The sequence below is a fragment of the Enterobacter cloacae complex sp. SHL012 genome, assembly GCF_049237505.1.
Classification (GTDB): Bacteria; Pseudomonadota; Gammaproteobacteria; order Enterobacterales; family Enterobacteriaceae; genus Enterobacter; species Enterobacter kobei.
The window spans coordinates 629671-654883 of the sequence record NZ_JBMKIZ010000003.1; the positions used below are offsets into that span (position 1 = coordinate 629671).

General features: G+C 54.9%; 17 protein-coding genes and 1 pseudogene. 8 read left to right on the forward strand and 10 right to left on the reverse strand.

Annotation, left to right across the window (positions count from 1 at the left end):
* Window positions 1-92: 92 nt before the first annotated feature.
* The 5 genes from pepA to ahr all read left to right on the forward strand — a co-directional run bounded on the left by pepA (window position 93) and on the right by ahr (window position 6751).
* Window positions 93-1604: a leucyl aminopeptidase gene (pepA, locus tag ACOTY9_RS14205; protein ID WP_014885403.1), complete on the forward strand. Its 1512-nt coding sequence runs from the start codon at window positions 93-95 to the stop codon at window positions 1602-1604.
* 118 nt (window positions 1605-1722) lie between these two features.
* Entirely contained in the window at window positions 1723-2166 is a 444-nt protein-coding gene (gene holC, locus ACOTY9_RS14210; RefSeq protein ID WP_014885404.1) for a DNA polymerase III subunit chi, read from the forward strand.
* Complete coding sequence (locus ACOTY9_RS14215) at window positions 2166-5021, forward strand: valine--tRNA ligase (RefSeq protein ID WP_348565946.1); 2856 nt, start codon at window positions 2166-2168, stop codon at window positions 5019-5021. Before holC ends, ACOTY9_RS14215 begins: the two co-directional genes overlap by 1 nt.
* 123 nt (window positions 5022-5144) lie before the next feature.
* The gene (locus ACOTY9_RS14220; protein WP_023331404.1) at window positions 5145-5648 is read left to right on the forward strand and encodes a GNAT family N-acetyltransferase; all 504 of its coding nucleotides are present in this window, start codon (window positions 5145-5147) and stop codon (window positions 5646-5648) included.
* A gap of 83 nt (window positions 5649-5731) precedes the next feature.
* A complete protein-coding gene (ahr, locus tag ACOTY9_RS14225) occupies window positions 5732-6751 on the forward strand; it encodes an NADPH-dependent aldehyde reductase Ahr (RefSeq protein ID WP_014885407.1) in 1020 nt (339 codons plus the stop codon).
* Window positions 6752-6794: 43 nt separating this feature from the next.
* Here the strand turns inward: ahr and ACOTY9_RS14230 are convergent, their stop codons facing one another.
* Window positions 6795-8435, reverse strand: a complete 1641-nt coding sequence (locus tag ACOTY9_RS14230; protein ID WP_421637372.1) for a dihydroxyacetone kinase subunit DhaK — start codon at window positions 8433-8435, stop codon at window positions 6795-6797.
* 137 nt (window positions 8436-8572) lie between these two features.
* Between ACOTY9_RS14230 and ACOTY9_RS14235 the strand changes: the two genes are divergently transcribed.
* Entirely contained in the window at window positions 8573-10075 is a 1503-nt protein-coding gene (locus tag ACOTY9_RS14235; protein ID WP_348565947.1) for a helicase HerA-like C-terminal domain-containing protein, read from the forward strand.
* Here ACOTY9_RS14235 and ACOTY9_RS14240 read toward each other — a convergent pair.
* Complete coding sequence (locus ACOTY9_RS14240) at window positions 10055-10996, reverse strand: TIGR01212 family radical SAM protein (protein ID WP_348565961.1); 942 nt, start codon at window positions 10994-10996, stop codon at window positions 10055-10057. The genes ACOTY9_RS14235 and ACOTY9_RS14240 overlap by 21 nt on opposite strands.
* A 686-nt stretch (window positions 10997-11682) precedes the next feature.
* Here ACOTY9_RS14240 and gltB point away from each other — a divergent pair.
* Both gltB and gltD read left to right on the forward strand, forming a co-directional pair.
* On the forward strand, window positions 11683-16143 hold the full coding sequence (gltB, locus tag ACOTY9_RS14245) for a glutamate synthase large subunit (RefSeq protein WP_014885411.1): 4461 nt from the start codon (window positions 11683-11685) through the stop codon (window positions 16141-16143).
* 9 nt (window positions 16144-16152) lie between these two features.
* Complete coding sequence (gene gltD, locus ACOTY9_RS14250) at window positions 16153-17571, forward strand: glutamate synthase subunit GltD (protein WP_045134760.1); 1419 nt, start codon at window positions 16153-16155, stop codon at window positions 17569-17571.
* A 114-nt stretch (window positions 17572-17685) separates the two neighbouring features.
* On the opposite strand, the gene ACOTY9_RS14255 is transcribed toward gltD, so the two are convergent.
* The 8 genes and pseudogenes from ACOTY9_RS14255 to rplM form a co-directional block, all read right to left on the reverse strand.
* Window positions 17686-18246, reverse strand: coding sequence for a hypothetical protein (locus ACOTY9_RS14255; RefSeq protein ID WP_032635417.1), 561 nt, complete (start codon window positions 18244-18246; stop codon window positions 17686-17688).
* Window positions 18243-20663: pseudogene (locus ACOTY9_RS14260) on the reverse strand (fimbrial biogenesis usher protein). Before ACOTY9_RS14260 ends, ACOTY9_RS14255 begins: the two are co-directional and overlap by 4 nt.
* 4 nt (window positions 20664-20667) lie before the next feature.
* Window positions 20668-21372 carry a fimbria/pilus chaperone family protein gene (locus tag ACOTY9_RS14265; RefSeq protein ID WP_014885415.1) on the reverse strand — a complete coding sequence of 235 codons (705 nt, stop codon included), beginning with the start codon at window positions 21370-21372 and terminating at the stop codon, window positions 20668-20670.
* A gap of 120 nt (window positions 21373-21492) precedes the next feature.
* Window positions 21493-22176: a DUF1120 domain-containing protein gene (locus tag ACOTY9_RS14270; protein ID WP_023331412.1), complete on the reverse strand. Its 684-nt coding sequence runs from the start codon at window positions 22174-22176 to the stop codon at window positions 21493-21495.
* Window positions 22177-22629: 453 nt separating this feature from the next.
* On the reverse strand, window positions 22630-23124 hold the full coding sequence (gene sspB, locus ACOTY9_RS14275) for a ClpXP protease specificity-enhancing factor (RefSeq protein WP_014885417.1): 495 nt from the start codon (window positions 23122-23124) through the stop codon (window positions 22630-22632).
* A gap of 5 nt (window positions 23125-23129) precedes the next feature.
* Window positions 23130-23768, reverse strand: coding sequence for a stringent starvation protein SspA (gene sspA, locus ACOTY9_RS14280; RefSeq protein ID WP_014885418.1), 639 nt, complete (start codon window positions 23766-23768; stop codon window positions 23130-23132).
* 308 nt (window positions 23769-24076) lie between these two features.
* Window positions 24077-24469 carry a 30S ribosomal protein S9 gene (gene rpsI / locus ACOTY9_RS14285; protein ID WP_003860436.1) on the reverse strand — a complete coding sequence of 131 codons (393 nt, stop codon included), beginning with the start codon at window positions 24467-24469 and terminating at the stop codon, window positions 24077-24079.
* Window positions 24470-24484: 15 nt separating this feature from the next.
* Window positions 24485-24913 (reverse strand): 50S ribosomal protein L13, encoded by a 429-nt coding sequence (rplM, locus tag ACOTY9_RS14290; RefSeq protein WP_003860434.1) that lies wholly within the window; start codon window positions 24911-24913, stop codon window positions 24485-24487.
* Window positions 24914-25213: the final 300 nt, after the last annotated feature.

Below are 25213 nucleotides of genomic sequence, written 5' to 3' on the forward strand. Positions count from 1 at the left end.
CGAAGTCACCACAACAGCGGACATGAGTTACGAAAGGTTTCAATTCTATCCGTAGCAGCCGCTGTTGTCTTTAAGATTCAGGAGCGTAGTGCATGGAGTTCAGTGTAAAAAGCGGTAGCCCGGAGAAACAGCGGAGTGCCTGCATCGTTGTGGGCGTCTTTGAACCGCGCCGACTCTCCCCGATCGCCGAGCAACTCGATAAAATCAGTGACGGCTATATCAGCGCCCTGCTGCGCCGTGGCGAACTGGAAGGCAAACCTGGGCAGACGCTGTTACTGCACCATGTTCCAAACGTCCTGTCAGAGCGTATTCTACTGATTGGCTGCGGCAAAGAGCGCGAGCTGGACGAGCGTCAGTATAAGCAGGTCATTCAGAAAACCATTAATACGCTGAATGATACCGGTTCAATGGAAGCCGTCTGCTTCCTGACCGAGCTGCACGTTAAAGGCCGTAACACTTACTGGAAAGTCCGTCAGGCGGTCGAAACCGCAAAAGAGAGCCTGTACAGCTTCGATCAGCTGAAGACCAATAAAAGCGAGCCGCGTCGTCCGCTGCGTAAAATGGTCTTCAATGTGCCAACCCGTCGCGAACTGACCAGCGGCGAACGCGCTATTCAGCATGGTCTGGCGATTGCCGCCGGTATTAAAGCGGCGAAAGACCTCGGCAACATGCCGCCGAACATCTGTAACGCTGCCTATCTGGCCTCTCAGGCGCGCCAGCTGGCAGACTCCTACAGCAAAAACGTCATCACTCGCGTCATCGGTGAACAGCAGATGAAAGAGCTGGGGATGCACTCCTATCTGGCGGTCGGCAACGGCTCGCAGAACGAATCCTTAATGTCGGTCATCGAATACAAGGGCAACCCGTCCGAAGATGCGCGCCCTGTCGTGCTCGTCGGTAAAGGCCTGACCTTCGACTCCGGCGGCATCTCCATCAAGCCTGCCGAAGGCATGGATGAGATGAAGTACGACATGTGCGGCGCGGCGGCGGTTTACGGCGTGATGCGCATGGTCGCGGAGCTCCAGCTGCCCATTAACGTGATCGGCGTTCTGGCAGGCTGCGAAAACATGCCTGGCGGACGCGCCTATCGTCCGGGTGACGTGCTGACCACGATGTCAGGCCAGACCGTTGAAGTGCTGAACACCGATGCCGAAGGCCGTCTGGTGCTGTGCGACGTGCTGACCTACGTTGAGCGCTTCGAGCCTGAAGCGGTGATTGACGTCGCCACATTGACGGGTGCCTGCGTGATTGCACTGGGCCACCACATCACCGGACTGATGTCGAACCACAATCCGCTGGCGCACGAGCTTATCGGGGCATCTGAACAGGCTGGCGATCGCGCATGGCGTCTGCCGCTGGGTGACGAGTACCAGGAACAGCTGGAGTCTAACTTTGCGGATATGGCGAACATCGGCGGTCGTCCTGGCGGGGCTATCACCGCGGGCTGCTTCCTGGCACGCTTCACCCGCAAGTATAACTGGGCACACCTGGATATCGCGGGTACCGCATGGCGCTCCGGTAAAGCCAAAGGTGCCACCGGCCGTCCGGTGGCGCTGCTGTCGCAGTTCCTGCTCAATCGTGCGGGTTTTAACGGCGACGAGTGATGTAAAACGCCGGGTAGCGGCTTCGCCTTACCCGGCCGACAACGTCGCTCAACCGTAGGCCGGGTAAGCGTAGCGCCACCCGGCTTTGCATTTAAATCCACGACAAGAAGCCCCATATATGAAGAATGCAACGTTCTACCTTCTGGACAACGACACCCATCAGGATGGCCTCAGCGCCGTCGAACAGCTGGTGTGTGACATTGCCGCAGAACGTTGGCGCGCAGGTAAACGCGTTCTGATTGCCTGTGAAGATGAACAGCAGGCGATTCGCCTTGATGAAGCCCTGTGGGCCCGCCCACCGGAGAGTTTTGTCCCGCATAACCTGTCGGGCGAAGGTCCGCGCGGTGGCGCCCCGGTCGAGATCGCCTGGCCACAAAAGCGCAACAGCAGCGCGCGCGATATTCTCATTAGCCTGCGGGCAGACTTTGCAGATTTTGCCACCGCTTTCACAGAAGTGGTAGACTTTGTCCCTTACGAAGAATCTTTGAAACAACTGGCGCGCGAACGCTATAAAGCGTACCGCCTGGCTGGTTTTAACCTGAATACGGCAACCTGGAAATAATGGAAAAGACATATAACCCACGCGATATCGAACAGCCGCTTTACGAGCACTGGGAACAGCAGGGCTATTTCAAGCCTAACGGCGACGAAAGCAAAGAGTCCTTCTGCATCATGATCCCGCCGCCGAACGTCACCGGCAGTTTGCATATGGGACATGCTTTCCAGCAGACCATCATGGACACCATGATCCGCTACCAGCGCATGCAGGGTAAAAACACCCTGTGGCAGGCGGGGACTGACCACGCGGGTATCGCGACCCAGATGGTGGTTGAGCGTAAAATTGCCGCTGAAGAAGGAAAAACCCGCCACGACTACGGTCGCGACGCCTTCATCGACAAAATCTGGCAGTGGAAAGCGGAATCCGGCGGCACCATTACCCGTCAGATGCGCCGCCTCGGCAACTCCGTGGACTGGGAGCGCGAGCGCTTCACCATGGATGAAGGCCTGTCCAATGCCGTGAAAGAAGTTTTCGTCCGTCTGTACAAAGAAGACCTGATTTACCGTGGCAAGCGCCTGGTGAACTGGGATCCGAAACTGCGTACTGCCATCTCTGACCTGGAAGTGGAAAACCGCGAGTCTAAAGGCTCCATGTGGCACATCCGCTATCCGCTGGCTGACGGCGCGAAAACCGCAGACGGTAAAGATTATCTGGTCGTTGCCACCACCCGTCCGGAAACCCTGCTGGGCGATACCGGCGTGGCCGTTAACCCGGAAGATCCGCGTTATAAAGATCTGATCGGCAAATTTGTGGTGCTGCCGCTGGTAAACCGCCGTATTCCGATTGTGGGCGACGAACACGCCGACATGGAAAAAGGCACTGGCTGCGTGAAAATCACTCCGGCGCACGACTTCAACGACTATGAAGTGGGTCGTCGTCACGCCCTGCCAATGATCAACATTCTGACCTTCGACGGTGATATCCGTGAAAGCGCAGAAGTGTTCGACACCAAAGGCAACGAATCTGACGTTTACTCCAGCGAGATCCCGGCTGAATTCCAGAAACTGGAACGTTTTGCCGCGCGTAAAGCGATTGTGGCTGCCGTTGACGCACTCGGCCTGCTGGAAGAGATTAAACCTCACGACCTGACCGTGCCGTACGGCGATCGTGGTGGCGTAGTTATCGAGCCAATGCTGACCGACCAGTGGTACGTCCGTGCCGATGTGCTGGCGAAACCGGCGGTGGAAGCGGTTGAAAACGGCAGCATCCAGTTTGTGCCGAAGCAGTACGAAAACATGTACTTCTCCTGGATGCGTGATATTCAGGACTGGTGTATCTCCCGTCAGCTGTGGTGGGGTCACCGCATCCCGGCGTGGTATGACAACGAAGGCAACGTCTACGTTGGCCGCAGCGAAGACGAAGTGCGTCAGGAAAACAACCTGAGCGCTGACGTTGCGCTGCGTCAGGACGAAGACGTACTGGATACCTGGTTCTCTTCCGCGCTGTGGACCTTCTCCACCCTTGGCTGGCCTGAGAACACCGACGCGCTGCGTCAGTTCCACCCAACCAGCGTGATGGTGTCCGGTTTCGACATCATCTTCTTCTGGATTGCGCGCATGATCATGATGACCATGCACTTCATCAAAGACGAAGACGGCAAGCCTCAGGTTCCGTTCCATACCGTCTACATGACCGGTCTGATCCGTGATGATGAAGGCCAGAAGATGTCCAAATCCAAGGGTAACGTTATCGACCCACTGGATATGGTTGACGGTATTTCGCTGGAAGATTTGCTGGAAAAACGTACCGGCAACATGATGCAGCCGCAGCTGGCAGAGAAAATCCGCAAGCGCACCGAGAAGCAGTTCCCGAACGGGATTGAGTCTCACGGTACCGACGCCCTGCGCTTCACCCTGGCGGCGCTGGCCTCGACCGGCCGCGACATCAACTGGGACATGAAGCGTCTGGAAGGTTACCGTAACTTCTGTAACAAGCTGTGGAATGCCAGCCGCTTCGTGCTGATGAACACCGAAGATCAGGATTGCGGCTTCAACGGCGGCGAGATGACCCTGTCCCTGGCGGACCGCTGGATCCTGGCGGAATTCAACCAGACCGTGAAAGCGTTCCGTGAGGCGCTGGACAGCTACCGCTTCGATATCGCAGCGGGCATTCTGTATGAATTCACCTGGAACCAGTTCTGCGACTGGTACCTGGAGCTGGCGAAGCCGGTGATGAACGGCGGTTCTGAAGCGGAGCTGCGCGGCACGCGCAACACGCTGATTACCGTTCTGGAAGGTCTGCTGCGCCTGGCGCATCCGGTCATTCCATTCATTACCGAAACCATCTGGCAGCGCGTGAAGGTGATTGCAGGTATCAATGCCGATACCATCATGCTGCAGCCGTTCCCGGAATTCGATGCTGCGCGCGTTGATGAAGCCGCCGCTGCCGATACCGAATGGCTGAAGCAGGCGATTGTTGCCGTACGTAACGTGCGTGCAGAAATGAACATCGCCCCGAGCAAGCCGCTGGAACTGCTGCTGCGCGGCTGCAGCGAGGCTGCCGTGCGTCGCGTGAACGAGAACAGCACCTTCCTGAAAACGATGGCGCGTCTGGAAAGCATCACCGTGCTGCCTGCAGATGACAAAGGTCCGGTTTCCGTGACCAAAATCATCGACGGCGCCGAGCTGCTGATCCCGATGGCAGGCCTGATCGACAAAGATGCTGAGCTGGCGCGTCTGGCGAAAGAAGTGGCGAAAGTCGACGTAGAAATTGGCAAAATCGAAAGCAAACTGGCGAACGAAGGCTTTGTCGCCCGTGCGCCGGAGGCGGTCATTGCCAAAGAGCGTGAACGTCTGGTTGCCTTCGCGAATGCGAAGACCAAGCTGATTGAGCAGCAGGCGGTTATTGCTGCCCTGTAATGCTTTTACCCCTTACGCTTCAGGGCGTAAGGGGTACCCTTCCTGAAAACTCCTCGCTTGCACTCCCTTTTCTGCGGTGCTATTAACAGCAGTTGTGTGTCAATTTTTGTCATGAGTAATACTATGAGCGTGATTACCCCCGTCGCGACGACGATGCGTCGGATCACTGAGCAGGACAATCCGGCTATTGCCACCGTTATCCGCACCGTTTCTGCGGAGTATGGGCTGACAGCGGATAAAGGCTATACCGTTGCTGACCCCAATCTTGACGAGCTTTTTCAGCTCTACAGCCAACCGGGCCACGCCTATTGGGTCATAGAGCAGAACGGCCAGGTAGTAGGCGGTGGCGGCGTTGCGCCGCTGAGCTGCAGCGAGCCGGACATCTGTGAGCTACAGAAAATGTATTTCCTGCCGTCCGCTCGCGGACAAGGGCTGGCAAAAAAACTGGCGCAGCTCGCCCTTGATCATGCTCGTACTCAGGGTTTTACGCGCTGTTACCTCGAAACAACCGCCTTCCTCAAAGAGGCCATCGGCCTGTATGAACATCTTGGCTTTGAGCATATCGATGCGCCGCTGGGCTGCACGGGCCACGTCGACTGCGAAGTGAGAATGCTGAAAAATCTGTAAATTTTGTTCCTGCCCCCTTCTGTTAAGCGGCCGTAAACTGAATGCTCTACACTCTCAGTTCACACCACAATGGGGGAAACACGATGTCGAAGATAAAAAGCTACGCCGCACCGCAGGCGGGTGCAGAACTTGAGCTGTACGAATACGATGCGGGCGAACTAAAAGCAGAAGACGTCGAAGTGCAGGTTGATTACTGCGGGATCTGTCACTCGGATCTCTCGATGATCGACAACGAATGGGGCTTCTCGAGCTATCCACTGATTGCCGGGCATGAAGTCATTGGTCGCGTCGCGGCGCTCGGTAGCGCCGCCCAGGACAAAGGGCTGAAGGTCGGCCAGCGCGTAGGTATTGGCTGGACGGCACGCAGCTGCGGTCATTGTGATGCTTGTATCAGCGGCAACCAGATCAACTGCCTTGAAGGCGCGGTGCCAACCATTCTGAACAAAGGCGGATTTGCCGATAAACTGCGTGCCGACTGGCAATGGGTTATCCCCCTGCCGGAGAGCATTGATATTGAATCCGCCGGTCCGCTGCTGTGTGGCGGTATCACCGTCTTTAAACCACTGCTGATGCACCACGTCACTGCGACCAGCCGCGTAGGCGTCATTGGTATTGGCGGCCTGGGACATATTGCCATCAAACTGCTGCACGCAATGGGCTGTGAAGTGACGGCGTTCAGCTCGAACCCGGCAAAAGAACAGGAAGTGCTGGCGATGGGTGCGGATAAAGTGGTGAACAGCCGCGATCCTGAAGCGCTGAAGGCGCTGGCGGGTCAGTTTGATCTGATCATCAACACCGTCAACGTCGATCTCAACTGGCAGCCATACTTTGAAGCGCTGGCCTACGGCGGTAACTTCCACACCGTGGGTGCGGTAATGAAGCCTCTGCCGGTTCCGGCGTTTACCCTGATCGGCGGGGATCGCAGCGTATCCGGTTCCGCAACCGGTACGCCGTACGAGTTGCGCAAGCTGATGAAGTTCGCCGGACGCACCAAAGTGGCACCCACCACCGAGCTTTATCCGATGTCGAAAATTAACGAAGCTATCCAGCACGTACGCGACGGGAAAGCCCGGTATCGCGTGGTGTTGAAAGCGGATTTTTGATGTGAGTTTGCCGGGTGGCGGCTTCGCCTTACCCGGCCTACTTTTACCGCTGTGCCAATACGTTAAATACTTCTGCCACCGCAACCGCCCCCGGATCCATCACGCCATCCAGGTTCTCTTTGTTCACATATGACGAGCGCCCAGCTCCTGCTTTCTCCATTTTTGCCGTTGCTTCTGCCCCCTGCTGCGCTGCCTGCGCCGCTGCCTGAAGATCATTTTTCTGCAACGCCTCCAGCGCCGGTTGGATCGCATCGATCAGGGTGCGATCGCCGAGATCCGCGCCGCCATACTGCTTCATTTGCGCCAGCCCGCTCAGCAGCGCATCCGGAAGCGATTTTCCGTCATGCAGCTTTTGCCCCGCTGCCGTAAAGAAGATCGACATCAGTACGCCACTCGATCCGCCCATCACCGTTGCCAGCCGCTCCCCTACCAGCAGCAGAAGCTTAGAGACATCATCAAGCGGAAGCGCATGCTCCTCCAGACGCTGCGCAATATCCCGCGCGCCTTGCGCAAAGGTGGAGCCGGTATCGCCGTCGCCCACTTTGGCATCCAGCGCGTTCAGACGATTTTCCAGTTGGATCAGCGTCCTGGCTACCGAGGAGACAGACTTTTCGACCTGTGGGTTTTCCGACGGAGTGTATTCCACGCGGTCATGGATGGCACTATGTGCGACGGTACGCAGTGGCGCAAACGCCACGGGTTTCTGCCAGCCCAGCGTTTCCACCTCTTCATGAAGCGCTTTTTCGAATAGATCGTTGAGCTTCAGCAGCGTCAGCGAAAAACCCTTCATATCCAGGGCGCTTACCAGCGGGGCCGGGCCAATAAGATAAGCAATACTCTCTTTCAGCGCCGAGTGCGCCAGCTCTTTGGTTAGTAACGCCATTTCCAGCGCCGATACGCCACCAAGATTGTTAATCAGCACCGCAAAGCGCCCTTCACCCGCCTGCGCTTTCAGCGGGGTCACCAGCGTGTCGATAATCGCTTTGCTGTTTTGTGTGTCGACAACGGAAGCGCCCGGCTCACCGTGGATCCCCAGCCCCAGCTCGACATGACCCTGCTTAATGCGTCCCTCTTCATCGTCACTGCCCGGCAGGTTGCAGGTTTGCATCGCCACGCCCAGACTCCAGAGGTTATCGCAGGCCTGTTGCGCAATATCCCGCACTTCACTCAACGATTTCCCCTGCTCCGCCGCATAGCCCGCAATCTTATGCACCAGCGCCGTACCGGCAATACCGCGCGGCTGTTTGTTGTCGGGCAGCGCGATATCGTCCGCCACAATCACCATTTCGACCTTCAGCCCGTAACGTTTGGCCTTCTCGGCCGCCAGACCGAAGTTCAGCCGATCGCCGGTGTAATTTTTGACAATCAGCAGACAGCCGCGATCGCCCGTGACCGCGACAATGGCATTCAGCACCGCATCCACGCTCGGCGAGGCAAACAGATCGCCGCAGACGGCAGCCGTCAGCATGCCTTTGCCGACAAACCCGGCATGCGCGGGCTCGTGGCCAGAGCCGCCGCCGGAGATCACCGCCACGCGGCTTTTGTCCCAGTCACCGCGCGCGACAATCCTGATGGCAGGATCAATATCGAGTTTGACGAGATTCGCGTGTGGCGCAGAAAGCAGTATGCCTTCAATGGCATCGTTGACCAGCTGTTTGCGATCGTTAAAGAAGAATCTGGACATAGTTTCCCACTATTTTGTTAACCGTATGCAAAAGCATAGTCCGCGCTGGATAATGCGCCGCAAAGTCAGCAATTTACTCAGCCATTTTGCCGTCAGGTTGCCTATACTCCACCCAGGACTAAGAGAGGAAGCGCATTATGAGTACACCATTGTTAATTGCCCGGACGCTGGAAAAAGAGCTGTATCTGCTGCCCGCGATGGCGAACCGCCACGGCCTGATCACCGGCGCGACCGGGACGGGGAAAACCGTCACCCTGCAGAAGCTGGCGGAGTCGCTTTCAGAGATTGGCGTACCGGTCTTTATGGCTGACGTGAAAGGCGATTTAACCGGTGTGGCTCAGGAGGGTATCGCCTCTGAAAAATTGCTTGAGCGGCTGAAGAATATTGGCATCACGGACTGGACGCCGCATGGCAACCCGGTGGTGGTATGGGATATCTTCGGTGAGAAAGGCCACCCGGTCCGCGCCACCGTCTCCGACCTCGGCCCGCTGCTGCTCGCCCGTCTGCTTAACCTTAACGATGTCCAGTCCGGGGTACTGAATATTATCTTCCGCATCGCCGATGACCAGGGACTGCTGCTGCTCGATTTCAAAGATCTGCGGGCCATTACCCAGTACATCGGGGATAACGCTAAATCTTTCCAGAACCAGTACGGCAATATCAGCAGCGCTTCTGTCGGCGCGATTCAACGCGGGTTACTGACTCTGGAACAACAGGGTGCCGAACACTTCTTTGGTGAACCGATGCTGGATATCAAAGACTGGATGCGCACCGACAGCAGTGGAAAAGGCATCATCAACATTCTGAGCTCAGAGAAGCTCTACCAGATGCCGAAACTCTACGCCGCCAGCCTGCTGTGGATGCTCTCCGAGCTTTATGAACAGCTGCCCGAAGCGGGTGACCTGGAAAAACCGAAGCTGGTGTTCTTCTTTGACGAAGCGCACCTGCTGTTCAACGACGCCCCACAGGTCTTGCTGGATAAGATTGAACAGGTCATCCGCCTCATCCGCTCCAAAGGCGTCGGCGTCTGGTTTGTCTCGCAAAATCCGTCGGATATCCCCGATAACGTGCTCGGGCAGCTCGGCAACCGCGTCCAGCATGCCCTGCGCGCCTTCACGCCAAAGGATCAGAAAGCGGTGAAAGCCGCCGCGCAAACCATGCGTGCGAATCCAGCCTTTGATACCGAAGCCGCCATTCAGGCACTGGGCACCGGTGAAGCGCTGATATCGTTCCTTGATGCGAAGGGCAGCCCATCCATCGTGGAACGTGCGATGGTGATTGCGCCCTGCTCGCGTATGGGGCCCGTCACTGATGATGAACGTAACGGCCTGATTAACCATTCTCCGGTTTACGGTAAGTACGAAGACGAGGTGGATCGCGAGTCCGCGTTTGAGATGCTGCAAAAAGGCGTGCAGGCAACAACGGAGTCCCAGGAGGCTCCTGCCGCAAAAGGGCAGTCCGTCGCCGTAGATGACGGCATTCTCGGTGGACTCAAAGACATTCTGTTTGGCAGCACCGGTCCGCGCGGCGGCAAACGCGACGGCGTGGTGCAAACCATGGCGAAAAGCGCGGCGCGGCAGGTCACCAATCAGATTGTACGCGGCATGCTGGGGAGTTTGCTAGGCGGCCGTCGCCGGTAGACGGGGAACCCACGGGCGCCCCAGCGCCGAACCCTGTACGCCGTTTTCCTGCAGATAGCGGTCAATTTCCACCATTCCCGTCCAGCGGTTCTCACACCAGAGCGGTGCCAGAAGCGTTGGACGGCGGGCGCTGGCCGAGATGCGATGGTAAACAATCTCCGGCGGCGTGTGGCGAATCATCTCCCCCGCGGTCACCGTATAGTCCTCAAGCTCAATACCGCTTAACCGCCCCGCTTGCCAGGCTTTCGCCATAATGCTTCCCGTAACGATGTGCAGCGGATGCAGCTTGATACCGTCCACGCCGGTCTCAACGACCTTTTCCAGCGTCTCCAGGCCGTGCTGCTGCCCTTCGCCAGGGAGACCAACAATCAGGTGCGAACAGACCTTCAGCCCACGCGCGCGGGCGAGGCGCGTAGTTCGCTGGTAGCAGGCGAAATCATGGCCACGGTTAATGCGGTGCAGGGTATTGTCATGTGCGGTCTGCAGGCCCAGCTCCAGCCAGATCTCGTAGCCTTGCTCCTTATACTCGCTGAGCAAGTCCAGCACCGCCTCCGGCACACAGTCCGGACGCGTACCGACGCACAACCCCACAATGTTCGCCTGCGTGACTGCCTGCTGATACATGGACCGAAGCACCTGCACTTCCGCCCAGGTACTGGTGTACGCCTGGAAATAGGCCAGATACTGCTTTGCGCGGTTAACCCGGCTGGCCTGATGTGCGAGCTGCTCTGCAATAGATTTATGCTGCTGAGCTTCGTCAGCAAAGGAGGCCACGTTACAGAAAGTGCAGCCACCGCGCCCGATGGTGCCATCGCGATTCGGACAGCTAAAACCGCCGTGCAGCGTCAGCTTGTGAACCTTTTGCCCGTAGCGCTGCAAAAGATCCCCACCAAACATATTGACTAATTTCTGTAACTGCATAATCTGATAGACCGTCCCGAAGAAAGGGGACAAGCCTGCCATTTTTAGCCTCTGTCGGCGATGACCTGGATCAATCGCCCAGGACGGCCTTTATCTATATGAATAAATACTCAAGATTACTGCAGTTTCATTCACACCACCTGTGATTACTTTTCCTTATGTTCTGATTGTTTTTTTCATTTATAGCGCCAGCACTGAAAAACAGTGACTTTATGCGGGTTTAGAACCCATGCCAGATTATTGTTCTGCGTTAAAACCACTATTCAGCACGCTACGTTGATAATACCGCTTACATATAGTGAGACAGATCACACTCCGTTGCGGTCTACAAGGGCTTTCAATCAATGTAAAAATAGTTAAATACCCTTTATTTACAAATACATAGGCACTCTTTAGCACATTTTTGGATAAATAAGATTGCCATTTGACCTGTGTACCAATTCCCGATAAGTTGGAAATCCGCTGGAAGCTTTCTGGATGAGCGGCCTGCTCATCATATTTATGCAGTAATTGAGATTCCCTCTGAAGCAAGTCCTCAAACTTGTTTACCTGCGCGAAAGGATGAAAAGAGGGCGAATGCGAGGTACGCGTATGAAGCGCAAACCCCGTCGCCATGCTCTTTCTGCGCCTGTGCGCCACGGTAAAGTTCAGAGAGAAGCCCGACGAGCCTGGGGAGGTTCACTGATATGTTGTACGATAAATCCCTTGAGAAGGATAACTGTGGTTTCGGCCTGATCGCCCACATAGAAGGCGAACCTAGCCACAAGGTAGTGCGTACCGCTATTCACGCACTGGCCCGTATGCAGCACCGTGGCGCCATCCTTGCTGATGGTAAAACCGGCGACGGTTGTGGCCTGCTGCTGCAAAAACCGGATCGTTTCTTCCGTATCGTTGCGGAAGAGCGCGGCTGGCGTTTAGCCAAAAACTACGCTGTCGGTATGCTGTTCCTGAACCAGGATCCTGAAAAGGCTGCCGCTTCACGCCGCATCGTTGAAGAAGAACTTCAGCGTGAAACCCTGTCGATTGTCGGCTGGCGCGATGTGCCAACCAACGAAGGGGTGCTCGGTGAAATCGCCCTCTCCTCACTGCCTCGTATTGAGCAGATTTTTGTTAACGCGCCTGCGGGCTGGCGTCCACGCGATATGGAACGCCGCCTGTTTATCGCCCGTCGCCGCATTGAAAAACGCCTCCAGGACGATAAAGAGTTCTACGTCTGTAGCCTCTCGAACTTGGTCAACATCTATAAAGGTCTGTGTATGCCGGCTGACCTGCCGCGCTTCTACCTGGACCTGGCGGACCTGCGTCTGGAATCGGCCATTTGCCTGTTCCACCAGCGCTTCTCCACCAACACCGTTCCACGCTGGCCGCTGGCGCAACCGTTCCGCTATCTGGCGCACAACGGCGAGATCAACACCATCACCGGTAACCGCCAGTGGGCTCGCGCCCGTACTTATAAGTTCCAGACGCCACTGATCCCTGACCTGCACGATGCCGCGCCGTTCGTGAATGAAACCGGCTCGGACTCAAGCTCCATGGACAACATGCTGGAGCTGCTGCTGGCGGGCGGGATGGACATCGTGCGCGCCATGCGTCTGCTGGTGCCACCGGCATGGCAGAACAATCCGGATATGGACCCTGAGCTGCGCGCCTTCTTCGACTTTAACTCCATGCACATGGAGCCGTGGGACGGCCCGGCGGGCATCGTTATGTCCGACGGTCGTTTTGCCGCCTGCAACCTGGACCGTAACGGTCTGCGTCCGGCGCGATACGTCATCACAAAAGACAAGCTCATCACCTGTGCCTCTGAAGTCGGTATCTGGGATTACCAGCCTGATGAAGTGGTCGAGAAAGGCCGCGTCGGTCCGGGCGAGCTGATGGTTATTGACACCCGCGGTGGGCGCATCCTGCACTCTGCCGAAACCGATCACGATCTGAAGAGCCGTCATCCATACAAAGAGTGGATGGAGAAGAACGTGCGTCGTCTGGTGCCGTTTGAAGATTTGTCGGACGAAGAAGTGGGCAGCCGCGAGCTGGACGACGATACGCTTGCAAGTTTTCAGAAACAGTTTAACTACAGCGCGGAAGAGCTGGACTCGGTTATCCGTGTGCTCGGCGAAAACGGCCAGGAAGCAGTCGGCTCCATGGGTGACGATACCCCATTTGCCGTGCTCTCCAGCCAGCCACGCATCATTTATGACTACTTCCGCCAGCAGTTCGCGCAGGTTACTAACCCGCCAATCGATCCGCTGCGTGAAGCCCACGTGATGTCCCTGGCCACCAGCATCGGTCGCGAGATGAACGTCTTCTGCGAAGCCGAAGGCCAGGCGCACCGTCTGACCTTTAAATCGCCGATCCTGCTGTACTCCGACTTCAAACAGCTCACCACCATGACCGAGGAGCACTACCGCGCCGACACGCTCGACATTACGTTTGACGTGAACGACGCGAGCCTCGAAGAGACGGTGAATGCGCTGTGTGACAAAGCCGAACAGATGGTGCGTAACGGTACCGTTCTGCTGGTACTGTCTGACCGCAATATCGCGAAAAACCGTCTGCCGGTGCCTGCGCCAATGGCGGTGGGTGCTATCCAGACGCGTCTGGTGGATAAGAGCCTGCGCTGCGATGCCAACATCATTGTTGAAACCGCCAGCGCCCGCGACCCGCACCACTTTGCCGTGCTGTTAGGCTTTGGCGCGACGGCGATCTACCCGTACCTGGCCTACGAAACGCTGGCCCGTCTGGTGGATACCCGCGCGATCGACAAAGATTACCGTACTGTGATGCTGAACTACCGTAACGGCATCAACAAAGGCCTGTACAAGATCATGTCCAAAATGGGCATCTCGACCATTGCCTCTTATCGCTGTTCGAAGCTCTTTGAAGCGGTCGGCCTGCATGATGACGTGGCAAATCTCTGCTTCCAGGGCGTGGTTAGCCGTATCGGTGGAGCCGGTTTTGCTGACTTCCAGCAGGATCTGGTGAACCTGTCCAAACGTGCCTGGCTGGCACGTAAGCCGCTGGATCAAGGCGGTCTGCTGAAATACGTTCACGGTGGTGAATACCACGCCTATAACCCGGACGTTGTGCGCACGCTGCAGCAGGCGGTGCAGAGCGGTGAATACAGCGATTATCAGCAGTATGCTGAGCTGGTGAACAACCGTCCGGCGGCGACGCTGCGCGATCTCATTGCCCTGAATCCGGGTGATGAAGCGGTCAGTATTGACGACGTTGAGCCAGCTTCCGAGCTGTTCAAACGCTTCGACACCGCGGCAATGTCCATCGGCGCCCTGAGCCCGGAAGCCCACGAGGCGCTGGCCGAGGCCATGAACAGCATCGGCGGTAACTCCAACTCCGGTGAAGGCGGTGAAGATCCGGCGCGTTACGGCACCAATAAAGTGTCCCGTATCAAGCAGGTGGCATCCGGTCGTTTTGGCGTGACGCCTGCGTACCTGGTCAACGCCGACGTGATTCAGATTAAAGTCGCTCAGGGTGCGAAACCGGGCGAAGGCGGTCAGCTGCCGGGGGATAAAGTTACCCCGTACATCGCCAAACTACGCTACTCGGTGCCGGGCGTGACGCTGATATCCCCGCCACCGCACCACGATATCTACTCTATCGAGGACTTAGCGCAGCTAATTTTCGACCTGAAACAGGTCAACCCGAAAGCGATGATCTCCGTGAAGCTGGTTTCCGAACCGGGTGTGGGCACCATCGCCACCGGGGTGGCGAAAGCCTATGCGGATCTCATTACCATCGCCGGTTACGACGGTGGTACCGGTGCAAGCCCGCTCTCCTCCGTGAAATACGCGGGCTGCCCGTGGGAGCTGGGCCTGGTGGAAACCCAGCAGGCGCTGGTGGCGAACGGTCTGCGTCATAAGATCCGTCTTCAGGTGGACGGTGGCCTGAAAACGGGCCTCGACATCATCAAAGCCGCGATCCTCGGTGCGGAAAGCTTCGGCTTCGGTACAGGCCCAATGGTGGCGCTCGGCTGTAAATACCTGCGTATTTGCCACCTGAACAACTGCGCAACCGGTGTGGCGACCCAGGATGAGAAGCTGCGTAAGAACCACTATCACGGGCTGCCGTTCAAAGTGACCAACTACTTTGACTTCATCGCCCGGGAAACCCGCGAGCTGATGGCGCAGCTGGGCGTGAAGCGTCTGGTGGATCTGATTGGCCGTACCGACCTGCTGAAAGAGCTGGAAGGCTTCACGGCGAAGCAGCAGAAGCTGGAGCTCAGCAAGCTGCTGGAAACCGCGCAGCCACACCCAGGCAAAGCGGTGTACTGCACCGAGAACAACCCACCGTTCGACAATGGCGTGTTGAATGCGCAGCTGTTGCAGCAAGCGAAACCGTATGTGGACGAGAAGCAGAGCAAGACGTTCTGGTTTGATATCCGCAACACCGACCGTTCTGTAGGCGCGTCGCTCTCCGGTTATATCGCGCAAACGCACGGTGACCAGGGGCTGGCAGCGGATCCGATTACCGCGCACTTCAGCGGCACTGCGGGTCAGAGCTTCGGTGTGTGGAACGCAGGCGGCGTTGAGCTGTACCTGACTGGTGACGCCAACGACTACGTCGGTAAAGGCATGGCGGGTGGTCTGCTGGCAGTGCGCCCTCCGGTCGGCTCTGCCTTCCGCAGCCACGAAGCGAGCATCATCGGTAACACCTGTCTGTACGGCGCGACCGGCGGTCGTCTGTTCGCTGCGGGCCGTGCGGGTGAGCGTTTTGCGGTGCGTAACTCCGGTGCCATCACCGTGGTGGAAGGCATTGGCGATAACGGTTGTGAATACATGACGGGCGGGATTGTTTGCGTTCTGGGTAAAACCGGCGTGAACTTTGGCGCAGGCATGACGGGCGGTTTTGCCTACGTCCTGGATGAAGACGGTGAGTTCCGCAAACGCGTGAACCCGGAACTGGTGGAAGTGCTGGACGTTGATACGCTGGCTATCCATGAAGAACACCTGCGCGGTTTGATTACCGAACACGTGCAGCATACCGGTTCTTCGCGCGGCGAAGAGATCCTGGCGAACTGGCCGGCGTTCTCAGCGAAATTTGCGCTGGTTAAACCGAAGTCCAGCGATGTTAAAGCCCTGTTGGGTCACCGTAGTCGTAGCGCAGCAGAGCTGCGCGTGCAGGCGCAGTAAGGAATTCAGATGAGCCAGAACGTATACCAGTTTATCGACCTGCAGCGTGTTGATCCGCCAAAGAAACCGCTGAAGATCCGTAAAATTGAATTTGTTGAGATTTACGAGCCGTTTTCAGAAGGCCAGGCCAAAGCGCAGGCAGACCGCTGCCTGTCCTGCGGTAACCCTTATTGCGAATGGAAATGCCCGGTCCATAACTACATCCCGAACTGGCTGAAGCTGGCCAACGAAGGGCGTATTTTTGAAGCCGCCGAACTCTCACACCAGACCAACACCCTGCCGGAAGTGTGCGGCCGTGTGTGTCCTCAGGACCGCCTGTGTGAAGGCTCCTGTACCCTGAACGACGAGTTTGGTGCGGTGACCATCGGTAACATTGAGCGCTACATCAATGATAAAGCGTTCGAGATGGGCTGGCGTCCGGATATGACCGGCGTGAAGCAAACCGATAAGCGCGTGGCGATCATCGGTGCGGGCCCGGCGGGCCTGGCCTGTGCGGACGTGCTGACCCGCAACGGCGTGAAGGCGGTGGTCTTTGACCGTCATCCGGAAATCGGTGGTCTGCTGACCTTTGGTATTCCGGCCTTCAAGCTGGAAAAAGAGGTCATGACCCGTCGCCGTGAAATCTTCACCGGCATGGGCATTGAGTTCAAACTGAATGTGGAAGTGGGCCGCGACGTGCAGCTCGACGATCTGCTGAAGGATTACGACGCGGTGTTCCTCGGCGTGGGCACCTATCAGTCCATGCGCGGCGGTCTGGAGAACGAAGATGCGCCGGGCGTGTTTGATGCCCTGCCGTTCCTGATTGCCAATACTAAGCAGATTATGGGCTACGGCGAAACCGCCGACGAGCCGTTCGTCAGCATGGAAGGCAAACGCGTGGTGGTGCTGGGCGGCGGTGATACCGCGATGGACTGCGTGCGTACCTCTATTCGTCAGAATGCGGCGCACGTCATCTGCGCCTACCGCCGTGACGAAGAGAACATGCCGGGCTCTAAACGCGAAGTGAAAAACGCGCGTGAAGAGGGCGTGGAATTCCAGTTCAACATCCAGCCTCTGGGTATTGAAGTGAATGCTAACGGCAAAGTGAGCGGCGTGAAGATGGCGCGCACGGAGATGGGTGCGCCGGATGCGAAAGGCCGTCGTCGTGCAGAGATTGTCGCAGGCTCTGAGCATGTGATCCCGGCTGATGCCGTGGTGATGGCGTTCGGTTTCCGTCCTCACAGCATGGAGTGGCTGGCGAAGCACAGCGTTGAGCTTGACTCTCAGGGTCGTATTATCGCCCCTGAAGGCAGCGATAACGCTTTCCAGACCAGCAACCCAAAAATCTTCGCGGGTGGCGATATCGTTCGCGGATCTGACCTGGTGGTGACAGCCATTGCCGAAGGGCGTAAAGCGGCCGACGGGATTATGAACTACCTGGAAGTGTAAGAAAAAAGCCGGAGGGTATTTACCCTCCGGCTTTTTTTATGCGGTTTACAGCCATTGATTATCACCCTACCCCACATGCAGCTCCGCTTTTAAGGAGTGCCGCGAAGAGAAGGGTTACTTCGTCAATAAACTCCAGGACAAATCACTTTCCAGCGTAGTTTGATCTGTCAGATGGCTGAACGCGCTATCGTTGAGAACCGGCGAGAGCGTTACGTTGAAACTCATCTGCTGGCCGGAAGGAACCTGGTTATTCTCAAGCGCAATCACCGCCTCGTTATTACGCAGGTAGAGAGGTGTCGGCGTACCGTTTTCAGGCGTAAAATTTAGCTGATCAACTGTTTTACCCACACTGTAACTTTTGCCATCAACGGTCATGTTGTCAATTTTGACCGCGACACCACCGGACTGCCCAAAAAGAAACCGCCCCTTATCTCCAGCTGTACCGCGCAGTAACACCGCCATCTGCTGAGTCTGAGGACAGAAAACGTTGACCGTGATGTCACGATCGGCCATTTTGTGCCAGTCCTGTTGCGTCGTTTCGATCGTATCCCGACGCATCTCGTGATAATCCACCACCGGCTGTGAGAGGCTGATCTGGCAGTCTTCAGCATGGGTTACCCCTGTCATACCGAGCATCAGCAAGGCTACTAAGCCCGATAAGTGTCGACTGTTCATCGGCAGACTCCGTTCACTTCTTCGTAGAAGGCATTTTCGTCACGCTTATCAGCCAGAGTGTAATCAATCTTACACAGTCGGTTATTGTTACCGTCTAGCGCGTAGAGGGCGCTCAGCTGATCGGCATCGTTAATAAAGACGTGGCCATCATCAACCGTGGTCACGATATAGTTACCTTTCTCATCAACAATCGAGATCCCTTTATTCAGGGGCTGACCGTTAGCCTGCTTTACGCTCAGCATGACGCGGCGGCTGTTGAGTACTTTGAAATCAATCTCGCTGACCGAAGCATGGCCTGCGGCGATATATTTCGTGCCGTTAGCCAGCGTCATACTCTGCGGCAGCTTGTTAGCATCAATTTCTATGCGGGAGTTATGCCATTCGTTGAGAGAAGGCACCACGGCCTGGCCCCATGGATCGGTCCAGACGGTGCCTTGCGGAGTGGAAATTTCAACGCCGCTCTTCTTCTCGCTCAGTCTGGCAATCGCGAAGGTATCCTGAATCTAATACGGCGAGAAAGTCACGCCCTCTTTATGCATGGCCACGCCGCCCGACAATGTCGCACTGTAGTTCCGCTGATTATCACCACTGGTTCCGCCCCCCACGCTTAGCTGCGTATAGTGGAGGTTAGTGTTGATGTTGCCATTGAAGCTGTTGTCTTTGGTATCCTGATCGCGATCGGCTGAGATGTAATAGTGCGTATTGTCTCCCAGCGAGCCGCTGTTAGACACGCCATAGGTGGTGCTATCACCCTGTTTACGCATATAGGAGCTGATCGACTGACTGCCACCGATCGGGATGCTCACGTTGACGTAGAACATCTCATTGTCCTGATCGTCATCGACATTACCGACCGCACTTTGCCAGTTCATGGACACTGACGCGTACGAAAAGGTCTTGCCCCAGGACAGCAGGAGATAACGTGAGTCATCCCTACCACCATTGGTCTGGTTGTAGTTGAACCCTGCGCTAAATACCCCCGCCAGAGGGGAGGAGAAACGAACGTTGCCAGAATAGGTATTGTCATATCCCTGATAATCGTCATCCATTGCGTCAGCCATTTCGCGGTACTCGCCGCTGTAATGCGTCGCACTGCCTGAAAGACCGACATACTCGTTCAGGATATAATCACTTTGCAGATCGGTTTTTACTCCGCTGCTGCTGTCACTAAAGTTCGCACTGCTGACTGCTGCGCCCGTTGAAAGAGTCCAGTCATCGTTTATCTGGAACTCTGTTCTGCCGCCTGCTGCCTGGTAGTTTTCCGCAGCTGCACCAGAAGCCAGGAGATTCATCCACGGTGAGATGCGCCAGCCGTCAGAAATGTTCATTACCAGCGGATCGCTATATTCGCTTTCGATGCTGCGCACCTGACCTACAGAAAGGGTCAGCCCCTGTGGGCGTGAAAGGTTGCGCGCCCTTACCTGAGACGCCGGGACAATAAACCGGTTAGTCGCACCATCGGACTCTACCACCGAGACGTCCAGATCCACATTGTTGCGAACCACGGGCACGTCATCCAGCGTGAAGGGGCCAGCAGGCACAAGGGTACTGAAGACCAACTGCCCGTTCTGGCGGACTTCTACACGTGCCTGGGAAGACTGGGCGATACCGGAAACACTCACGCCAGAGCTTGTTTTCGCCAGGCCGCTGGTCGGCATAAACTGCACGCCGGTAATCGGCACGCCGCTCAACACGTTAGACATGGCGTTGATTTCACCCACCTGCATCGTCATCTTCTGCGCGGCAAATACATGTTCTGCATAGGTGTAAATGCTTTCAGCATTTCGGCTACCGTTGTCATCCGTCAGGATATAACGGCTGCGCAGCGCCCAGTCCATCGTGTTGAATCCGGCTTCCAGGCTGGCCTGAGAGTAGCGGCTAGTGTCGTTGTCACCATAGTCGTTATGGGTACTGAACAATGAATAGTTCAGCAGCGCCGCCGTTCCGCCATGCTGAAAGTTTTTGATATCTCCCGACAGACTGTTCATCGCTTCAGCTGGCAGATAGAGTTCAACGGCTTCCTGGTTAGGCAAAGCGTTGATGATGGCTTTAGGATAGTTATCACGAATATCGTGACACGCCTCATCGGACTTTATTGGCACAGGCATCAGCCCGGCAAACTCCATGAGATCGTTGTCAAAGCAAAGCACGCCATCTTTGTTGAAACGAACTGCGGCCATTCCTCGCTCTTTCCCATTGACCTTCACCGAAACGGAGTGGGTTCCGGGTAAAAATCGCGGTGCTTCAGCGAAGTAATGGTTGAGATCTTTATTCAACCCCAGCGTTTGCATAATCCCCGTATCGAAGGTGACTTCCCTCGCCAGGACGGATGTCGAATCAAGTAATACCAGAGGTAATGTGCCGCAAAGAATGGCGCGGACACAAAATGCAAGGCGGCTTTGTTTAATCACCGTCATATCCCTATTTATTTAATTCCGATGTAAAGCTCGGTACCTCAACGCCATAGCGGCTGGCCGGGAAAAACTTAACGCTGCTGTCACCGCTGACTTTCTTTTTCATATCAGCCGTTAGCGTTTCGCCAGGAAGAATGTAGGTTTTGGACAGAGTGGCGCTCACACCTGAAGGCAGCAGCATTACGTTCTGCCCAAGACGGACCACATATTTGCTAGGGTTTTTCACGGTGACAGACGCGCCGTTTGAAGACCACTTAAGGAACTTCCAGGCATCAGTAACCACTCCCAGAGATGCCGGACGAATAAGCACGGGGATATCCTGGCGAATGTTTATACCGATCTTGATTTTTTTATCATCGTTTTTAGGTGGAATACCGTCGAACGTGACGCGTTTATAATGCTCAACGTCCAACGGTTGTTTATTCTGAAGAATAAAGCGCAACTGCTGCGTCTGACCTGGCTCAAGACGTACCACTGGCTGCGTCGCAATAAGCTTAAGACCGGTATCATCCGGCAGATCAACGACATTCGTATATAAAAGTGAAGGGTGCGAGTCGGTATTCTTGACGTTTATCGTTCCACTGTGCGTCGCTTCATCAATGATTAACAGACTGGTTTCAGGCACCATGCCTTCTGCATGTACAGCAACACTGGCAGACAATAATGTGGCAGTAATAAGTGTATTAATTAAAGTGGATTTTAAACCTTGCATAATAATATCTCCTTGAAAGCAACAACAGAACAGTCCATGTTTATCGCGCCGTTAAAAAGAGAGTAAATGCAGCGCATTTACTCTCCGGTAATTAAATAACATTTACTCGATTAAAAAGTCTTACAGATAACGCAGACTGATTGTTACCTGACCGTCAAGCTGGGTGTCATCAGTGATCGCCAGCGTGGTGGTATCCTGGATCGCCAGGGAGGTTACCAGCGGGAAGGTTGCAGTTTCGAACGCCAGAGGAGCCAAAGAGCCAACAGTCGCAACGGTGAAATCACGATAGTTGTCGCCCTGAGTAGAACCGTTGTTGCTCTTAGTCCATACACCCGCAGAGCCCTGCTGGTAAATTGGATCAACAGTAGCGCCATCAGCCACTACGCTGTCAGTTTTAACAAACAGTGAATAAGAACCGATGTTCACTGGTGTTGCACCTGCAGTTTTACCGACACCATAAAGCTGGCTTTCAGAAGTCTGAGAATCCCCACCAAACATGCCATTCTCAACTTCGAGTTTCGCGTTTGAATCTTTGCGATCGTCAACCATGTTCCAGGAGACTTTCGTTGCCGCGGTGCAATTAATGGTCAGGTCGATATTTTTCTGACCCAGCTGGTTAACCGCTGTAGCACTCAAAGTGCCCAGATTAATTGTACCGTAGTCAACGGTACCACCATTACTTAATGTTGGCGTACATGCTGCATTTGTCAGCGTACCCTTAACCTTCAGAACAGCGGTAGGGTTAGCAGCAAATGCTGATGTTACACACAGAGAAAGGGCGGTAGCGAGTAATACTTTTTTCACTTGTTAATCCTTAACATACGAGAAATTGCAATATTAAATCACGTAATGGTAAATGCCTTTACCGATTACTGATTGTAGTCATGCTTGTCAGCATGCGCCCATAATATTATTTTTATAAATACATGCAATTTAGCAAAATTAATTTTGATATTAAGAATATCAAAAAAATGATTATTTCCTTAATTTATTAAGGAATTACTCGTTTAAAAAGGAGATTAACATCAAAAAAATAATATTACCCAAAATTTACCTTTACTTTTATCACTGTTTTGATATTGGCTTAAATCACAATAATTCACAGGAATTATAAATCCATTTAATTATTAACCAAGTGATGAAGAATCAAGAGGTATAAACAATGCTTGTTTATACCTATCGTCACGATTATTTGAAATAAGAATAAAAAAAAGCCAGTGATATCACTGGCTTTTAATAAACAGGCCGCAAGCGGATTTATTTCACTACGCGTAGTGCTGGACGACCACCGCGCGGCGGCGGTGTGTCATCAGGATCGTCGTCGTCGTGATGGTCGGGCTTATCGCCGTCGATCACCGACATGACCGTTTCACCTTCAGCGCCAGCTTCTTCATCGTCATTGACGTGAATTGCGTCTTCGTCATACGCCGCTTCCGGCTCAAACATGGTGCCTGCACCGTTTTCACGCGCATAAATCGCCAGCACCGCAGCCAGCGGCACAGAAACCTGACGCGGTACACCGCCGAAACGCGCGTTAAAGCGCACTTCGTCGTTGGCCAGTTCGAGGTTACCCACCGCGCGTGGCGCGATGTTCAGTACGATTTGTCCGTCGCGTGCATATTCCATTGGAACCAGCACGCCCGGCAACGTCACATCCACAACCAGGTGCGGCGTGAGCTGGTTATCCAGCAGCCATTCATAGAAGGCGCGCAGCAGATACGGACGGCGTGGGGTCAGTTGTGACATTTCCACAGTCATTAGCCTCGGCCGAGACGCATTTCACGTTCCGGTTCAGTTAAAGATGCCAGGAAAGAGTCGCGCTCAAATACGCGGGTCATATAGCCCTTCAGCTCTTTCGCGCCAGGACCGCTGAACTCTACGCCCAGGGTTGGCAGACGCCACAGCAGCGGCGCCAGGTAGCAATCCACCAGGCTGAACTCATCGCTCAGGAAGAAGGGTTTTTGGCCAAACACAGGGGCAATGGCGAGCAGCTCTTCACGCAGTTGCTTACGCGCTGCATCGGCTTCAGAAGCAGAACCGCTGGTGATGACGTTCATCAGCGAGTACCAGTCTTTTTCGATACGCTGCATGTACAGGCGGCTTTCACCACGCGCAACAGGGTAAACAGGCATCAGCGGCGGATGCGGGAAACGCTCATCCAGGTATTCCATAATGATACGGGATTCCCACAGGGTCAGCTCGCGATCCACCAGCGTCGGTACGCTTTGGCTCGGGTTGAGATCGATCAGATCCTGAGGCGGGTTATCCTTTTCCACATGCTCGATCTCAAAACTGACACCTTTCTCGGCCAGCACGATACGAACCTGATGGCTATAAATGTCAGTAGGACCAGAAAACAGCGTCATTACCGAACGTTTGTTGGCAGCGACAGCCATGAAAACCTCCAGGTATATTCAGAATTTTTACTGCTACCGGCCCAACAGGGGCCAGCCAGATGTTGTATCGCCCATCCCAGAGAAGACACATTGTTCAGGAATCGAACAAAAATCGAGTATTCACCGACATTTGGGCAGAAAATTGGATGATAGTTTACCAGATTTTGATGGCTTTGTGGTGAGGGGATTCTGGAAAAGAGGAAAAAGAGAAGATATATGCATGGATATTGTGGATAACCTGCGCATTATCCATAAAAAAACCCGCCGAAGCGGGTTTTTCGCCAATCGTTCTGCGTAAGCAGAATGGATTAACGTTTGGAGAACTGTGGACGACGACGTGCTTTACGCAGACCCACTTTCTTACGTTCAACCTGACGAGCGTCACGAGTAACGAAGCCAGCTTTACGCAGTTCAGAACGCAGGGATTCGTCGTACTCCATCAGAGCGCGGGTGATACCGTGACGGATCGCACCTGCCTGACCGGAGATACCACCACCTTTAACGGTGATGTACAGATCCAGTTTTTCTACCATGTCAACCAGTTCCAGCGGCTGGCGAACTACCATGCGGGCAGTTTCGCGACCGAAGTATTGTTCCAGAGAACGCTGGTTGATTACGATTTTACCACTGCCCGGTTTGATGAAAACGCGAGCTGCGGAACTTTTGCGGCGACCAGTGCCGTAGTATTGATTTTCAGCCATTGCCTATAATCCCGATTAGATGTCAAGAACTTGCGGTTGCTGTGCCGCGTGGTTGTGCTCGTTGCCTGCGTAAACTTTCAGTTTACGGAACATAGCACGACCCAGCGGGCCTTTTGGCAGCATGCCTTTAACCGCGATTTCAATCACACGCTCAGGACGGCGAGCAATCATCTCTTCAAAGGTCGCTTCTTTGATACCACCGATGTGGCCGGTGTGGTGGTAGTACATTTTGTCAGTACGCTTGTTGCCGGTTACAGCAACTTTATCAGCGTTCAGAACGATGATGTAATCACCGGTATCAACGTGCGGAGTGTATTCCGCTTTATGCTTACCGCGCAGGCGACGAGCCAGTTCAGTAGCCAGACGGCCCAGAGTTTTACCGGTCGCGTCAACAACATACCAGTCGCGCTGTACGGTTTCTGGTTTAGCTGTAAAAGTTTTCATTAAAAGCTTACCCAAATAATAAGTTACACGTTGGTGAACACCCAAACGTTTAGTCAGTTGAGGTTCACACGACAAAGTCCGGCAAACCTACCCCTTCGAATAGCACATGCCGACACATAGAAAGTTTCGGGAAAAAAACCTTCTCGTAACGTGGGGTCGCAAGATTATAGAGAAGTTGAGGTCAAAGATCGACCCTTAAATGTGATTTGGAATGGGTTTTTCGGGGGTGGGTATTGTGCGGTCTGGTGGCCGGGGGGGGGGGGGGGGGGGGGGGGGGGGGGGGGGGGGGGGGGGGGGGGG

What these genes read in the sequence shown, in the direction of transcription:
- pepA (WP_014885403.1), top strand. Translation starts at nt 93, where the DNA reads ATGGAGTTCAGTGTAAAAAGCGGTAGCCCGGAGAAACAGCGGAGTGCC.
- holC (WP_014885404.1), top strand. Translation starts at nt 1,723, where the DNA reads ATGAAGAATGCAACGTTCTACCTTCTGGACAACGACACCCATCAGGAT.
- ACOTY9_RS14215 (WP_348565946.1), top strand. Translation starts at nt 2,166, where the DNA reads ATGGAAAAGACATATAACCCACGCGATATCGAACAGCCGCTTTACGAG.
- ACOTY9_RS14220 (WP_023331404.1), top strand. Translation starts at nt 5,145, where the DNA reads ATGAGCGTGATTACCCCCGTCGCGACGACGATGCGTCGGATCACTGAG.
- ahr (WP_014885407.1), top strand. Translation starts at nt 5,732, where the DNA reads ATGTCGAAGATAAAAAGCTACGCCGCACCGCAGGCGGGTGCAGAACTT.
- ACOTY9_RS14230 (WP_421637372.1), bottom strand. Translation starts at nt 8,435, where the DNA reads ATGTCCAGATTCTTCTTTAACGATCGCAAACAGCTGGTCAACGATGCC.
- ACOTY9_RS14235 (WP_348565947.1), top strand. Translation starts at nt 8,573, where the DNA reads ATGAGTACACCATTGTTAATTGCCCGGACGCTGGAAAAAGAGCTGTAT.
- ACOTY9_RS14240 (WP_348565961.1), bottom strand. Translation starts at nt 10,996, where the DNA reads ATGCAGTTACAGAAATTAGTCAATATGTTTGGTGGGGATCTTTTGCAG.
- gltB (WP_014885411.1), top strand. Translation starts at nt 11,683, where the DNA reads ATGTTGTACGATAAATCCCTTGAGAAGGATAACTGTGGTTTCGGCCTG.
- gltD (WP_045134760.1), top strand. Translation starts at nt 16,153, where the DNA reads ATGAGCCAGAACGTATACCAGTTTATCGACCTGCAGCGTGTTGATCCG.
- ACOTY9_RS14255 (WP_032635417.1), bottom strand. Translation starts at nt 18,246, where the DNA reads ATGAACAGTCGACACTTATCGGGCTTAGTAGCCTTGCTGATGCTCGGT.
- ACOTY9_RS14265 (WP_014885415.1), bottom strand. Translation starts at nt 21,372, where the DNA reads ATGCAAGGTTTAAAATCCACTTTAATTAATACACTTATTACTGCCACA.
- sspA (WP_014885418.1), bottom strand. Translation starts at nt 23,768, where the DNA reads ATGGCTGTCGCTGCCAACAAACGTTCGGTAATGACGCTGTTTTCTGGT.
- rpsI (WP_003860436.1), bottom strand. Translation starts at nt 24,469, where the DNA reads ATGGCTGAAAATCAATACTACGGCACTGGTCGCCGCAAAAGTTCCGCA.
- rplM (WP_003860434.1), bottom strand. Translation starts at nt 24,913, where the DNA reads ATGAAAACTTTTACAGCTAAACCAGAAACCGTACAGCGCGACTGGTAT.